This window comes from Aneurinibacillus terranovensis DSM 18919 (assembly GCF_000430625.1).
GTDB lineage: Bacteria > Bacillota > Bacilli > Aneurinibacillales > Aneurinibacillaceae > Aneurinibacillus_B > Aneurinibacillus_B terranovensis.
In genome coordinates this window covers 1-15691 of record NZ_AUMJ01000081.1, presented here as the reverse complement: position 1 = coordinate 15691, position 15691 = coordinate 1, and the positions used below count along the sequence as shown (strand labels likewise).

Genomic DNA, 15691 nt, shown 5'->3' with positions numbered 1-15691 from the left:
CAGGGCAGCCATTTTACGAATCCTGACTACTTGGATTTGCTTTCGGAGCATCACGTGAACGTGTCGATGGATGGCAAAGGCCGCGCGCGGGACAACAGCCGTACAGAACGCTTCTTCCGCTCGCTCAAATACGAGTTGATCTATCTGAATGAATACGAGAATCCACGAGCGCTTCGTAGAGCAATCACGGCCTATCTAAGATTTTATCACACCGAACGCCCACATCAGGCGTTGGGGTATGCTACGCCAGAAGAAATCCATGCGCGGGTCGCTTAAATCGCGCCTGCGCCCCATTACAATCGAAGGAGGACATAACTTATTTTTTTCGAAATTGTGTCTTGACAATGGGGGGCATTACACACCGCCACAAAGAAAAAACCGAAAGGAAGACAAATTATACGTACCACTGTTATTTGAGATTTCATTTAATAGATCATGTAAGAAAGGAGTGGCTCCCATTGAAAATGTACATTTTTCCACGCTAATGGTCTTTAATGCTTCCCGGGGTATAAACTGATCCATTAATACACTTTTGGCGCCAACAAGTAACGGTAAGTTAACACCACGAAGAAAACCTGTAGAATGAGATAGTTGGGAAGCCATAAGTACGGCGTCATCTTTTGTAATGGATAAAGTTTCGGCCAGGACGCGTTCACCATACAGGACCGTATTATGGGTATGGATCACTCCTTTGGGCACGGATTCAGTACCCGAGGTGAAAAGGACAACCAGCGGGTCATCGGCACTCACCTGTTCTTCATCATAGATACTTGTTTCTACATTCAACAGGCTATCATATGAATGTAAATGGTTAGACTGAGGTAAATAATCTTTCCTGTTCTTAACAACGATGACATGAGGCGCTTTTAACTCCTCTTGAATCACTGAAACCATTTTAACGTAGTTAAAGTTGCGAAATTTCTCGGGGATGACGAGCACTTTTGATTCACATGAGGATAGAATATATTTCACTTCTTGATATCGCAATGTATAGGGGATCGGATTATAGATCGCTCCGATCTTTGCACATGCCAGGTAAAGAATGACATTTTTCAGCCCAGTTTGGTAATTGAACGGACACGAAATCTCCTTTTTTAACTTCAAGATGTTTCAATCCGTTTGAAACCTTTAGGACTTGCTCAAATAATTTTTTATAACTTAACTTATTAAATCTATCCACAATAGCGATATGATCCGGAAATTTAGTAACGGTTTCTCGTAAATAATCGAAAACAGTTGAGGTCGACCACTGTCCTTTTTCATAATAAATCTGTCTTTGCTTTTCATTGACAATTGCACCAAGTAACATGTTTTTTCCTCCATGGTTGTTTACTGATTCTGAGATTCCTGCAATGCCAAAGTTTTTGTAAGAATTTCAACAAATGTATAAATGTTGTCCAAAGATGCAAATCCCATATCGAGTTCTACCGAGGCTTGTTCCCGGTAGAACTCTAACTGAATCCATGTTACGTTTATTTCGTGCGGAACAGTATCTTCCCTGCTTGCTTTTCTTTCATGAGTTCAAACCCTTTACTGGCCTCCTCAAAATCTAAAACATGGGTAACCATCGGCTCAATTTGAATGATATTGTTTTCCAGCCATCTGGTAGCGGTCTCATAATGCCTCGGCAGGCTGCCAACAACACCTCTAATCATCAGGTTCTGGCGAACAATCTGCACTAGCGGATTAATCTTAGCTTCTTTTCCAAATCCCATAAGCGAAACCTTACCTGCACCACTCGCCATCAAAATCGCCTGTTCTATTGATTCGCCTGTTCCACCTGCTTCATAGACAACATCCGCACCGATTCCATCAGTCACTTCTTTCACCAATTTATGAGCATCGTTATCTCCACTATCAAACACATAGTCGGCGCCTAGGTTCTTTGCGATCTCTAGACGCTTCCCATCTTTAGGAGTGCCAACCATAATCACCTTGGAAGCTCCGGCAGCCTTCGCGGCTTGAAGCGTGAACAGACCGAGCGGGCCAGGCCCTACGATGGCTACCGTATCACCTACGGTGACCGGATTATTTTCCATGGCATGCACAATAATCGAAATAGGTTCCAGGAAAGCAGCTTGGTCAAATGAAACACTCTCTGGCAGCAGGTGCGTGCCGATAGCCGGGAAAGCTATATATTCGGCAAACGTTCCGTTAAAATCAATACCTAAATGATTCCAGTCAGGACACAAATTAACGTATCCTTTGCGGCAATAATAACACTTGCCACAACCTAATAACGCCTCCATCCCCACTCGATCTCCAGGTTTTAGGTTGTGCACCTCACTGCCTACTTCGACCACTACCCCAGCTCCTTCGTGTCCAAGAGTAATAGGTGGCTTTACCGGATTTCGTCCTGTATACTTCCAATCGGCCAATAGAATATCTGTTCCGCATATTCCTGTTGACTCTACTTTTACCAAAACTTCATCGGGCTTTATTTGAGGAATCGGAACGTCAATCACTTCAACAAAACCTGGCTCTGGACGGGTTTTAACCACTGCTTTCATTTCGCTTCACTCCTTAGAAATATAATCAAATTCTTGATAATTTGTTTTACTCTAGATTTAACCTATTAATAAACCGAACGTCCTCCACTCAAGTCATAGCATTGTCCGGTTATAAATCCCGCCTCATCAGACACAAGATAATTTAACAATCCAGCTACCTCTTCCGGTTTGCCCAACCGTCCCATGGGGATTTTATCGAGCAAGGACTGGAAATAACTCTCGCTCATTTGTTTCACCAATTCTCCTTCAATCATCGTCGGTGAAATACAATTTACCGTTACTCCTGTTTTTGCAATCTCTTTTCCCAACGATTTCGTAAAGGCAATGACACCAGCCTTCGAAGAGACGTATGGCGCCAACATCGGATTGCCTTCTTTTCCAGAGACGGAAGATATGTTCACGATCCGGCCATAACCCCGCTTAATCATCCCGTCTATCGCGGCCTGACAGCATAAGAATGTTCCTTTTAGATTGATAGCTAAAACCCGATCCCAATCTTCCTCCGAAATCTCGCTAACTGGAGCAGAAGGACCAAGTATTCCAGCGACATTGGCAAGAATATCGATCCTTCCAAGCTCTTCCTCACCTTTTCGTATCATGTCTTGGACTTCTTTTTTCGAACTCACATCGACTCGATGAGGCAAGGCTTTAAATCCAGCCTCCGTAATATCTGCGGCAACCTTTTCGGCAGCTGCAAAATTAATATCAGCTATGATCACTTGGGCGCCCTCTCTAGCCAGCCTCCAGCCAACAGCTTTACCAATATTACTGGCGCCTCCTGTAACAATGGCTACTTGTCCCGATAGCTTCATGTTTATTACTCCCCTGTTTATGTTTAATTTTAGTAATTCGATTGCCAGCCGCCTTTCATTACCTCTCTAGCAATGACAATTTGTTGTATTTGGTTTGTTCCTTCATAAATTTGAGTTAGTTTAGCGTCACGGAAATAACGTTCTACCGGATAGTCCTTACAATAACCATATCCTCCATGGATCTGGATAGCGTTTGTTGTATGTTTCATTGCCGCTTCCGTTGCAAACCATTTAGCAATAGATGCTTCTCTCGTAAATTTCTTTCCGCTATCCTTAAGAGCAGCTGCCCTATAGGTGAGCAGGCTTGCTGCATCAAGATCGGCAGCCATTTGAGCAATAAAAGCTTGAATCAATTGGAAATTGCCAATTTTTTGACCAAACTGCACCCTGTTTTCGGCATAGTCAACGCTGGCCTCCAAAGATGCTTGCATAAGCCCTACAGCGAGAGCCGCTACTTCAATCCGGCCACTGTCTAAGGAGTGAAGGGCTATTTTTATTCCTTCCCCTTCGGCACCCAGCATGTTACTTTTTGGTACCCGGCAATCAGAAAAGATTAAGTCGGAGACTGGATTTCCTTTTTGGCCCATCTTCTTCTCTTTCTTGCCTACACTAAATCCGGGAGTTCCTTTTTCAACAATAAAAGCGGTAATTCCCTTCGCTTTTTTGCTTGGATCAGTAACCGCAAACACAATCGTGAAGTCAGCCACAGGTCCAAGCGTAATGAAGGTTTTGTTGCCATTGATTATGTAGTGATCTCCATCTAATCGGGCCTCAGTTTTTATACCCGTTGCATCTGACCCAGCTCCACTCTCTGTTAAAGCAAAAGAACCAATGATCTCCCCGCTAGACATCCCAGGCATGTACTTTCTTTTCTGCTCTTCTGTACCATAATTATACATAATGAAAAGATGGTGTCTTATCGAAGCGCAAATATTCGATACTGCCGCTGAAACACGCCCCAGTTCCATGCTTGCCAAAACGGTAGAAATGCTGTCTGCTCCGCTTCCACCGTATTCTTCCGGATAGTTCACAGCCAAAAGTCCCAGTTTACCGGCTTCTTTGAAGATATCCATAGGAAATTCATCGGTTTCATCCATTTCGGCTGCTCTCGGTTTGACTACCTCCTCGGCAAAACTTCTGACCATCTGACGCATGAGCTTTTGTTCTTCAGATAATTGAAATTCCATTAAATCACACCCCGTTCAGTAAGCGTTCTCAATTTCTCGTCTGAATATTGTAAGAGTCCTTGGTAAACCTCCCGATTATGCTGTCCCAGAGTCGGTGGAGGAGTTTCAATCGTTCCGGGTGTTAATGATAGTTTAGGTGCAATTCCCGAAACCTTGAACCTGCCTGCTATAGGATGTTCAATTTCAACGGCCATTTCCCTGGCTATTACTTGTGGATCCTCAAGCAATTTGTCTACACTATTGACGGGTCCGCAAATGACTCCAACCTCGTTCAGATCATGCACAACCTCCGCCACCGTCTTTTCGGCTACCCAGGCCTGGGTTATGGCATCCACCTCTTCTACGTTAGCAACCCTTAATGGTGCAGAAGCGAATCGCGGATCATTATACAGTTCCGGTCGTCCCAAAACCGTAACAAATCGTTCCCACAGAGCATTGGATGATACACCAATAACCACGTATCCATCCTTGGCCATATAACTGTTATATGGAGCAATCCCCGGAATCCGGCTTCCCATTCTTGTCGTAATCTTTCCTAATGCTGTATAATTGGGTATTATATTTTCCAAAACGGCAATTACACTGTCAAAAAGGGCGGCATCAACATGCTGACCCAACCCGGTCTTTTCACGGTAATATAACGCGGTTAAGGTTCCATATACAGCAAAAAGACCACCTAAAAAGTCACCAAGGGCATTACCGGTCCGCATAGGAGGACCTTCCTGCTCACCTGTTAGACTCATTAATCCGCCCATTGCTTGAGCTATGATATCCAAACCTGGTCTATGAGCATAAGGGCCGGTTTGCCCAAAGCCGGAAACCGAGGTCATAATAATCCCTGGATTAATTTCTTTTAATTGACTATAGCCTATATTCCATTTATCCATCGTCCCTGGGCGGTTGTTTTCAATGACGATGTCGGAGATTTTCATAATATCCCTAAATACTTCCTGTCCTTCCGGCTTTCGCAAGTCCAAGGTAATGCTTTTCTTGTTCCGGTTGGAAGCGAGGAAGCATGATCCTTCTCCATTAATTATCGGAGCAAAATGACGGGAATCATCGCCAACGCGGGGAAGCTCAATATGTATAACTTCCGCGCCCATATCTGCTAACAACATTTCTGCGTAGGGGCCGGCCAACATTCTAGTTGCCCCCAGTACCCGGATCCCTGATAGTGCTTTTGGCAAAGTATTCATCTCCTTAAGTAGTAACTTGCTTTGTATCTCCTGTTGCTAATTCATGGATTTTATGTATCCTCTTTATTCCCTTCACCCCCCGAGTCCATCTACTACATCTACTTATAAATAAAAGCAAAAATTATGCCAATAAAAAAAGTGAAAAAATTATGTATTCTCTCTTCTTTTCGTTCAAAAATAAAACATCTGCTTTCTGCGTGTTCATTTTTTAAACTTAGATAAAATAGTAGACTGATAGATTGCATCAATAACTTTCATGTTGGCAAGAGACTCCTCAGGACCATACCACAGTGATTGTCCTGACAAGATACAATCGCCAAAGTGCTCAACCTGTTCCGTATACTCATCCAGCTGAAACTCAAAAACCCCAGACTCTTCCTTTCCATCCTTTTGAATAATCAATCGTGGATGGCGAAAAGGCCAATGGATTTTAATTATTCCTTTCGTCCCTGTAATTTCTACCGATTGGTTATATACGCTTTCAAGTGAGCAGTCAAATTGAGCAATTCGGCCTCCAGGGAATTTCAAAACGGCAGAGGTAGATAAATCGACAACACTATCGGAAGCAAATTGGGAGATTCCACGTACTTGTACTGGTTCATCACCCATAATAAACCTTATTCCATTAACACAATAGGAACCAATATCATAAAGCGCCCCCCCGCCCATCAAAGGACTTAATCGGATATCGTTCTTATCATCTACGAAAATAGAGAAACGCGCTTGCACATTCCTAACATCCCCGATATGACCTGAATCGAGGATTTCCCTCAACCGATGCCACTGGGGGTGACAGCGAAAAGCAAAAGCCTCCATGAACACAACACCATGATCATGGCATGCGGTAATCATTGCTTGAACTTCTTTTTCGTTGAGTGCCGCTGGTTTCTCGCATAATACATGCTTTCCCGCCTCAGCTGCTCGTATTGTCCATTCTGCGTGTAAATGGTTAGGTAGCGGAATATAGACTGCATCAATTTCCGGATCCTTAAGAAGATCTTCATAGCTCCCGTATACACGTGGGATACCAAGGTTATGGGCAAAATCTCTTGCTTTTTCTTCATTTCTACTTGCAATTGCACACAATTGCGCGTTTTTAGCCTCCTGTATCGCAGGAATTAATCTTTCTTTTGCAATCCTGGCTGCGCCTAAAATTCCCCATCTTATCACTTGATTTTTATTCATGATTTAAGCACCTCTTATTTTTTTCTGTGAAAATCACGAAAATGAAGAGCCAAGGCAGCCGCCAACATCCCCTCATTCCCACAGCCCACGATCCCTGGTAATGTTAACCTTTTTAAAATCATGAACGACAACGGCAAAAGGCTCAATTAATAGGGTTTTTTCATCCGGCAAGACATACTTCGATGAAATAATAAATTCTTCGGAAAAAGCCCCATCGATGTTTACATTTATCATCACCAATCAATAAAATTACACCCTGTTATGAAACCGGAATTTGGAATACAATCATCTTGGTTTCCGTCATATCTTCGATCGCATAACGAGGGCCTTCACGTCCAATTCCACTGTTCTTGACCCCGCCATAAGGCCAATGATCAAGACGGAAATTTGACGTCTCGTTGATCACCACTCCGCCCACTTCAAGGGCGTGCGCTACTTTGTAAGCAAGATCCATTTGATTCGTAAACAGACCGGCCTGAAGTCCGAAGGAAGAGTCATTCGTCTCTTCAATTGCTTCTTCAATCGTTTCATATGGAATGATACTTACAATCGGTCCAAAAACTTCCTGGCAAACCACTTTGCTCCTTTTAGGAGGTTTTAACAGAACTGTTGGTTCCACTGCAGCACCGTTTCTTTTTCCACCAGTTACGAGCTCGGCGCCGGATTGCTGCGCTTCTTCAATCCAATCCATAATCCGCTGCGCCGACCGTTCATCCACTAAACATCCAATGTCCGTATCCGGCAAGAGAGGATCTCCCATTTTCAATTTGGACACTTCTTGTCTTAATAACTCAGTGAATGGACTTACAACCGATTGATGGACATAGATTCGTTGTACGGAAATACAAGTTTGTCCGGAATTGCTAAATCCTTTTTTCGCGCATAGATTGGCGGCTCGCTGCAAATCAGCATCTTCATGTATAATCGTGGAGGCATTTCCGCCTAATTCAAGAAGTACTTTTTTGATGCCCGCCAATTCACATATATTCCTGCTTGCCGATACCCCGCCCGTAAAGGAAATCACATTGACACGACCATCTTTGACAATTTGCTGCCCGACTTCCACTCCCCCCATACACCGTGTTAATCGCATTGGGAGGGAATCCGGCTTCCAACAATATTTTTAATAATTCTGTTGCAATCAAGGGGGTCTGGGGAGCCGGCTTTAAAATGATGCTATTTCCTGCTGCAAAAGCAGGACCTATCTTATGACAGACCAAATTAAGCGGGGCATTAAATGGCGTAATGGCCGCTACTACTCCAACCGGAACGCGAAAAGTTACAGCAATTGCTTCCTTTCCTCTCTCCGCAGCATCACCGAGTAAGGTTTCTCCGATTAATCTCTTCGCCTCGTCCGATGATAACTCTAATGTTGCAACGGAACGGGATACCTCATCACGTGTATTCTTTAGCGGCTTTCCTAACTCAAGGGAAATCAATTTAGCCAATCGCTCTTTCTCTTTGTCGAGCAACTCGGCCGCTCTTCTTAAAATCTTTGCCCGTTCGTAAGCTGGTATGTTGGCCATATCCTTTTTCGCAGCGTAAGCCGATGCCAGCGCATCTTCCACATCACTTGCCGTGGCAAACCATTGTTCACCAATTACTTCATGGGTATAAGGACTGTAAACCTGGACTGGATCATGATTAGGGGTTACCCATTTTCCATTCACAAAAGAAAGTGCTTTCATTTATACCTCCACATGTAATATTAAACACGTAAAAAGCAAAAGCTGAGCAGGAAGGATCCTCTTCAGAAACAGGTCTACACTCCAGCTTTTTGTTTGTCTATTTCTACTTTTCTGTAATTTTACTCTAGGAGAATAAGCAAAGATCTTCCGAGCCGGCATTCACGTGCTGATTGTGTTAAACGACTCTCAAGACCCTGGACGAAAAAGTTAATTTTTTCACCGTCTATACCCGCGCGTATGTATTGAGATAGTCCTTTGCCGTTTGCAAGCAGCGCCGCGCAAATTCCTCATAACCCAATTCCTGCGTACGCTTGGCGTGTGGGATTTCCAAGGAATAGGGAATCACAGGCATCCGATTCAGGATGGCGGCAACTTCAATGCCTCCTTCACCCAAATACAGGCGCTCCTCACGCGCAGTATGAATCAACCCTTCTTTGGTTGCGGGAATTTCTTTGGGCGCATCGCATACATGTGCAAAGTGGAACCATTCGGGCGGCACCTCGTCCAGCTCCTCAAGCCTGACGCGCGAGCGGTTGAAATGAAGGGTATCAATTATGATGCCAGCATTTTCACGATTGGCTGCGCGGACAATATCGAGCGCTTCCTTGAACGTCGAGACATTGTACCAGGTAATGAATTCCAGGTCTATCGTCAGGCCAAGCGGCTTTGCTAGATCGCAAAGTTCGGAAAAGCAATCAATCACGAAATGGCGATCGTTGGATAAACCGGTAGTTAGAACATGGCGCGCGCCCAATTCAGCAGCGACTTCCAAGGCAGGCAGATAGATTTTTGGATCGACTCCATCATAAATACGCACCATTTCGATGTCGAGAAGCTTGAGTCCCGTCTCGGCAAGCGCGGCTTTTGTTTCTCGCAACATCACCTTGTCTTCGGCCAGCGGATATTGAGGTTCGTTGAGCGTACCCAGACCAATGGGCCGGAAGCTGACGAAATCATAGCCGGCTTGCGCCGCGATGTAAGTCATCTCGGGCGGCGCACAGCCAAGCATGGTAAGGTGCGCCAGAGAAAATTGCCTTGTCATCTTCTTGTATTCCTCCAATCGACACATGTTGAATGTGCACATTGATCAATCGATGCTTATAGGATGTATTTTGTTACCAAAAAATAATGAATAGTAAAAAATAGATTAACTCCCTGAAAATTTTGGTGTTCTTTTTTCTAAGAATGCGCTTACACCTTCTTTATGATCAGAAGAGCCCCTTAATATGGTCTGTACGTCATTCTCCATCCTGAGCACGTCTTCCAACCTTAAAGAGGAAAAATTGTTAATAATCATTTTAGAATGAATATAGGATTGTATGGGCCCTTCCATAAATTCTTTCGCTAATTCGCGGGCCTTTTCATATGCATGTCCTTTAGGTACGACTTCCCTCACAAAACCGCAGCTCCGACCTTCTTCTGCCGAAATCTTAGCCCCATTCCATATCCATTCTTTTGCTTTCCATTCCCCTAATATCTTAGGCAAATGATAATGAAGGCCTAAATCAGGAATCAAACCAACATTTTTAAAAGAAAGGACGAACTTGGTCCCTTCCTCAGCCACGATAAGGTCTGAAGCTAAAGCCAAACTGAAACCGGCTCCTGCAGCATATCCATGAACGGCCGCTATCGTAATTTGGGGCATTCCACGAAGAGTCTCCACAATTCTAGCCGATTGATCCATATTTCTTTTGATCTCTAGCGGATTATCAATCTCAGCCATCGCCTTAATATCTCCACCAGCACAAAAAGATCTTCCATTTCCGATTAGAATGACAACACGAATCTCAGGATCCTTTTCGATGACTCCCAAAATGTTTAATAAATCTTCCTTGAGTTGCTTCCTTAAGGCATTTAATGAATCCGGCTCATTCAAGTAAACCGTTGCAATTCCCTTGTTTATTTCAAGCAGCACACTATCCCCAAGTATTTCACCTCCTGCATCTATCTATTATTTAACAATGCAAAAAGTATGCCAAAAAAACAATCCCAAAATGAACCTTTCTTAATCATATGTTGTTCAAATATAGAACACCTCCTTTTTTTGCGTTCATTTTTTCAACTGCTTTTTCGGGTAACACAAATGAGGTCCTCTGCAAATCCTAGTTATCGTCATTTAATTTTTTCCACAGTGTTGTACGGCTGATCCCTAGTTTCTCCGCTACCAATGTTCTATTGTTATCATAGCGTTCAAGCATATGAGAGATCACTTGCTTTTCAATTTCATCAATGGTTCCATACTTAACAGCTATGCTTTCGTCATCATGAAATACATGATCCGAAACGAGGTCATCATCCGTTTCCCTTAAAACATCCTGAATGAAAGCGGTCTCATCTTTGGAATGTTGAAGCCATAGATGAAGTCTCTCCACAACATTCTCCAACTGCCTTACATTTCCGGGCCAATGATAAGCCATAAAAAATTCCCGAATCTTATCCGAAAAATCATTCCAAGATAAAGATGAGCGTACACGTTTCGCTAAATGATCAACAAGAACAGGAATATCTTCCCGACGTTGTCGGAGAGGAGGTAATTCCAGGCGCAATACACCAAGTCTAAAATATAGATCAGAGCGAAATGCCCCTTCTTTGACCAGCTTCCATAATTTCTGATTTGTTGCCGCAACAACCCGTATATCAACAGGAATAATTCGATCGCCTCCGACTCGCATGACCTCCCTCTCTTGCAGCACCCTTAAGAGACGTGCTTGAATACTTGGGGATATTTCCCCAATTTCATCAAGAAATATCGTCCCCCCGTGTGCGAGTTCAAAAACCCCTGAACGACCTCCCTTTTTCGCCCCCGTAAACGCACCCTCAGCGTAACCGAACAATTCACTTTCCAATAACGATTCAGGTAAGGCAGCACAGTTCACCGCGACGAATGGTCCATCTTTTCGATTGCTGGCATTATGAATACCCTGAGCAATCAATTCTTTGCCCGTACCGCTTTCTCCCATAATGAGCACCGTTGAATCCGCTTTGGCATATTCGCTTGCCAGTTTTAACACTTCATTCATTTTTTCTGTCGTATGATAAATATCATTCAGGGAAATCCGGGCAACGAGGCCTTTAGAATGCAATTCACGACGAATTTGGCTCTCTAATTTCTGGATTTTACTGAATTCTCTGCAGGTAATCACAATCCCTACTTGATCTTGCCCGACAATAATTGGTTCGTAGGTTACAACGATATTTTCCAAAATAATGGTTCCTTTTCCTGAATAAATCTGATCTTGTTTTAATAAATAAGCAAGCTGTTCGTTCATAATTTCATCGTGTTTTTTTTCAATGACCAAATGTTCTTTCACTCCAAAGATCCTCGCAGCAGAAGGATTAAATGATTCTATTCGACCTTCCTTGTTAAGAAATAAAATTCCCTCTTCGGAAACATTGATTACGGCCTTTAACCGTTCTGCCTTTTCTTTAATAAATATACGGTTTTGGGCCACTTGGCTCGCGCGAATAAGTGTACGTTTGATTGTTCTTTGGGTTGTTGTAATGTACATGCTGTGCATTCCATGTTTTTTAATGATCTCTGATGCACGGATTCCCCCTCCAACTACGACTTCCATCCCCATTTCTTTGGCCTTTTTAATTTGTTTGACTAAATCATCCCACGTTTCATAGGGAAGAATCATAACTTTAAATCCAATAATTTTCTGTATTTTGTCAAAATTAAAGGGAAATCCCTTTTCCAGATAGGTTACAAAGCATATTTTTTCCCCAAGTTCTTTGGCCCGGATAAATGCCTGCAACAAATCAAAATCACTTGAATCACTATAAACTATTGGTATATCTACCATTCTGGAAATGGCTTGGGCGGTTCCAGCTCGACTAATTACCACTTCATAACTACCTTTTGAAACAAGGTTCATCACTTCCAGAGCGGCTTCATGTAAGATTCCTTCTACAACCGTTACAGAAAATCCAAGTTCTGCTGCAATGTCTCGTATCATCTGTGTCATCTCAGGATATCCGGATGTCATAATCATTTTATAATTCATGAATACTCCTCCAAAATATAGTACGATAGAATAGCCTAACTAGACTGATATATTGTGCCATTTGTAAAATGATTATGTTAAATACTTGGACATACCGTCCAAATACTGAACATTCTTATATAGGATTATATCTTTTATGACTAATAAATGAAATTGCTGATATTTTAAAATTTTATTTTGATAGACTGTTTTCTTCATGAAAAAAGCCAAATTCCTGCAAACCAAGGAATCCGGCCTTCATTTATGAATTGCTCGCTTCAATTAAAGTGATTTTTCCACAATTTCTGCAATATCCAATACTTTTACTTGATCTTCCACTTCCTTCGCTTTCGCTCCATCGCTCATCATCGTCAGGCAGTACGGACAGTTGCTTCCAATGGTGGTCGGATTCAAGCTCAGGGCTTGCTCGGCACGCTCAATGTTCACCCGTTTGCCTTGAGTTTCTTCCTTCCACATCATCCCCCCGCCTGCACCGCAGCACATCGCATCTTGGCGATTGCGCTCCATCTCCAGCAGGTTAACGCCCGGAATGGACTGCAAAATTCGTCGCGGAATGTCATAGATGTTGTTGTATCGTCCCAAGTAGCAGGAGTCATGGTAGGCGATCGCTTCCTTGACTTCTTTCATCGGCTTAATCCGTCCTTCCTGAATCAGCTTCCAGATCAATTCGGTATGGTGGTACACTTCTGCTTCCAAGCCGAATTCCGGATACTCGTTTTTGAACGTGTTGTAGGTGTGCGGACAGATGGTGACGATTTTCTTCACCCCATACGCCTGGAAGTTGGCGATGTTCTCCTGCGCCAATTGCTGGAACAGGAATTCGTTCCCCATCCGGCGGGCCGTATCCCCGGAGTTGCGCTCTTCGTTGCCGAGGATGGCGAATTTCACACCGGCGAGATTCATGATCTTGGCGAACGATTGGACAATCTTCTGGCTACGGTTGTCGAACGAACCCATCGAGCCGACGAAGAACAGGTATTCAAATTCATCCACTTCATTTACGGTAGGTACTTCGATATCGTCGCGCCCTTCGCGCCATTTGATCCGCTCCTTTCGGTTGATGCCCCACGGATTGCTTTGGCGTTCGATGTTTTGGAAGTAACGGGTCGCTTCGTGTGGCATGTTCCCTTCCGTGAGCACCAGATAGCGGCGCATATCGATGATTTTTTCTACGTGTTCGTTGGCTACCGGACACTGGTCTTCACAGTTTCGACAGGTGGTACAAGCCCATATTTCTTCTTCGCTGATGACATCGCCGATCAGGCTGGGCATTTCCACCGTAGCTGCCACTTCCTCGGAAGCCCCCGCTTGCATGGCCAACTTGTTAGCTTTCGCATTTTTAAAAAGAAAAGCAGGCATCCATGGAGAACTGGATGTTACTGACGCTCCCTTTTCCGTAAGATGGTCACGCATTTTCACTATCAAGTCCATCGGGGATAATGTTTTTCCCGTACCGGCAGCCGGACACATATTCGTACAGCGTCCGCATTCCACACAGGCGTACAAATCGATTAATTGGTTTTGGCGGAAATCTTCAATTTTTCCGACTCCGTAGCTTTCCTGGGTTTCGTCTTCAAAATTAATAGACGTTAATTTCCCGGCGGACTTGGTATCTCTTAGATATACGTTCACCGGCGCAAACAATAAGTGCGCATGCTTGGATTGCGGCACGTACACCAGGAACGAAAGCAATGTCAACAAATGCACCCACCAAAATACATAGAAGCACACCTCTGCCGTCCGTTGGCTGATGTCGGCAAACCAACCGGCGATGATCGTGGAAAACGGCGCAAAGGCATCATAGCCGTGGTATCCCAGCCATAGATGTTCGAAGGTGAGGGCCAAGAAAATCGACGTCATTAACGTAGTTAAAAAGATAATAACTAATCCTGCCTTGAATCCTCTCTTCAAGCGCTCCAGCTTTTCAACGTAGCGGCGGTAGTAAGCATACAACACCGCCAGCAACACCAGGAAGGTGGTGATTTCCTGTAGCATGCTGAAATACTTGTTTCCTTCCCCCAGGGGATATTCGAATCCTTTGAAAAACCCTTTGATGATCAGCTCAATGGCGCCTAATTGCAAAATCAGGAAGCCGTAGAACATAATTACGTGCATGCCACCGCTCTTCTTATCTTTGAGTAGCTTTTTCTGACCAAAGACATTGATGAGAACCTCCTGAATGCGCTGTTTTGTGTCTTCCTTTACATTCGACATCTTTCCCAACTTAATGAACATAAAGCGGCTGTAAACAAGATTTCCAAACAGATAAACAGCATAACCTGTTACAACCATAAATGCTAACAAATTTAGTAGAGCTAACATGTTGTACCAACTCCTTTGTAAAACACAGTAAGTATAATAGTAATTTCATTTTCAGCCCTTACTCATGCAAGTATCACGCCAAATATATTTTGTTTCCATCATAACTTTTCTACCTTCTTAATCGTCCAAAATATTAACGAAATAATCCAAAATGTAAAAATAATGAACGCTAAAACCCGTTAATCATGAAGAATAGATAGTATTTTAGTGTTGGCATGCTTATTGCATCACATAGCCGCAGGTTAATGTCAAAGGAGGAGATACAGGATGGGTGGTACCATAAATAAAAGAAATGAAAGCGATTTCTCGTATGAGTAAAGAGGTGATCAAGAAAAAGTGAACACTTACTATTTGTAGGATACAAACATTCCTGGCAAACATGTAAGCGCCACAAATTAGTACCAGTGAAGTAAACAATTTTTGGGATGGTGAAAGTTTATGAAAAACATCGTTGGTCAATAGCCTTCTTAATCGCTGTTGGGGTTATCGTGAACTATTTTGATCGAACCAATATGTCAATCGCAATGCCACTGTTAAAAAAGGAATTTAATTTGACGGCAGGCCAGATGGGAATCTTTTTATCTGCATTTGCATGGTCCTACGCCTTTCTTCAAATTCCTGTAGGTCCTTTATTAGATAAAATAGGGGTGAAATGGGTAACGAGGACAGGTACGATAATCTGGACGCTGGACGGCAGCCTGTCTTTTAACTGCGGTGGCCAATGGATGGGGATTAATTATATTATCCAGGGTGTTATTAGGGGTTGGTGAAGCTCCTTTTTTCC

12 protein-coding genes and 3 pseudogenes are annotated in these 15691 nt (G+C 43.4%); 2 read left to right on the top strand and 13 right to left on the bottom strand.

All coding sequences use genetic code 11. The features are described from left to right. Positions 1 to 276 (top strand): integrase core domain-containing protein (locus H525_RS26485; protein WP_027416748.1); only part of this gene is annotated, 276 nt, incomplete at its 5' end. Positions 277 to 354: 78 nt separating this feature from the next. Here H525_RS26485 and H525_RS0114255 read toward each other — a convergent pair. The 13 genes and pseudogenes from H525_RS0114255 to H525_RS0114195 form a co-directional block, all read right to left on the bottom strand. Continuing rightward, on the bottom strand, positions 355 to 1104 hold the full coding sequence (locus H525_RS0114255; RefSeq protein ID WP_162142503.1) for an AMP-binding protein: 750 nt from the start codon (positions 1102 to 1104) through the stop codon (positions 355 to 357). Next, entirely contained in the window at positions 1004 to 1309 is a 306-nt protein-coding gene (locus H525_RS29035; protein ID WP_027416746.1) for an AMP-binding protein, read from the bottom strand. Before H525_RS29035 ends, H525_RS0114255 begins: the two co-directional genes overlap by 101 nt. A 163-nt stretch (positions 1310 to 1472) precedes the next feature. Further along, on the bottom strand, positions 1473 to 2510 hold the full coding sequence (locus H525_RS24205; RefSeq protein ID WP_051331052.1) for a zinc-dependent alcohol dehydrogenase: 1038 nt from the start codon (positions 2508 to 2510) through the stop codon (positions 1473 to 1475). A gap of 65 nt (positions 2511 to 2575) precedes the next feature. Further along, positions 2576 to 3322, bottom strand: coding sequence for an SDR family NAD(P)-dependent oxidoreductase (locus H525_RS0114240; RefSeq protein ID WP_027416745.1), 747 nt, complete (start codon positions 3320 to 3322; stop codon positions 2576 to 2578). 29 nt (positions 3323 to 3351) lie between these two features. Continuing rightward, complete coding sequence (locus H525_RS0114235) at positions 3352 to 4509, bottom strand: acyl-CoA dehydrogenase family protein (RefSeq protein ID WP_027416744.1); 1158 nt, start codon at positions 4507 to 4509, stop codon at positions 3352 to 3354. Continuing rightward, positions 4509 to 5705: a CaiB/BaiF CoA transferase family protein gene (locus tag H525_RS0114230; RefSeq protein WP_027416743.1), complete on the bottom strand. Its 1197-nt coding sequence runs from the start codon at positions 5703 to 5705 to the stop codon at positions 4509 to 4511. The genes H525_RS0114235 and H525_RS0114230 overlap by 1 nt, the downstream gene beginning before the upstream one ends. Before the next feature lie 201 nt (positions 5706 to 5906). Next, positions 5907 to 6890 carry a Gfo/Idh/MocA family protein gene (locus H525_RS0114225; protein WP_027416742.1) on the bottom strand — a complete coding sequence of 328 codons (984 nt, stop codon included), beginning with the start codon at positions 6888 to 6890 and terminating at the stop codon, positions 5907 to 5909. A 41-nt stretch (positions 6891 to 6931) separates the two neighbouring features. Next, positions 6932 to 7121, bottom strand: a pseudogene (locus tag H525_RS26480) (sorbitol dehydrogenase); the annotation flags it as partial. Positions 7122 to 7149: 28 nt separating this feature from the next. Further along, positions 7150 to 8578: pseudogene (locus H525_RS24200) on the bottom strand (aldehyde dehydrogenase family protein). Positions 8579 to 8801: 223 nt separating this feature from the next. Further along, positions 8802 to 9620: a sugar phosphate isomerase/epimerase family protein gene (locus tag H525_RS0114210; RefSeq protein ID WP_027416741.1), complete on the bottom strand. Its 819-nt coding sequence runs from the start codon at positions 9618 to 9620 to the stop codon at positions 8802 to 8804. A gap of 105 nt (positions 9621 to 9725) precedes the next feature. Then, the gene (locus tag H525_RS0114205; RefSeq protein ID WP_027416740.1) at positions 9726 to 10493 is read right to left on the bottom strand and encodes an enoyl-CoA hydratase/isomerase family protein; all 768 of its coding nucleotides are present in this window, start codon (positions 10491 to 10493) and stop codon (positions 9726 to 9728) included. A gap of 187 nt (positions 10494 to 10680) precedes the next feature. Then, positions 10681 to 12585, bottom strand: a complete 1905-nt coding sequence (locus tag H525_RS0114200; RefSeq protein WP_027416739.1) for a sigma 54-interacting transcriptional regulator — start codon at positions 12583 to 12585, stop codon at positions 10681 to 10683. A 261-nt stretch (positions 12586 to 12846) separates the two neighbouring features. Further along, on the bottom strand, positions 12847 to 14907 hold the full coding sequence (locus H525_RS0114195) for a (Fe-S)-binding protein (protein ID WP_027416738.1): 2061 nt from the start codon (positions 14905 to 14907) through the stop codon (positions 12847 to 12849). Positions 14908 to 15332: 425 nt separating this feature from the next. Between H525_RS0114195 and H525_RS0114190 the strand changes: the two are divergent. Beyond that, positions 15333 to 15691, top strand: a pseudogene (locus H525_RS0114190) (MFS transporter); the annotation flags it as partial.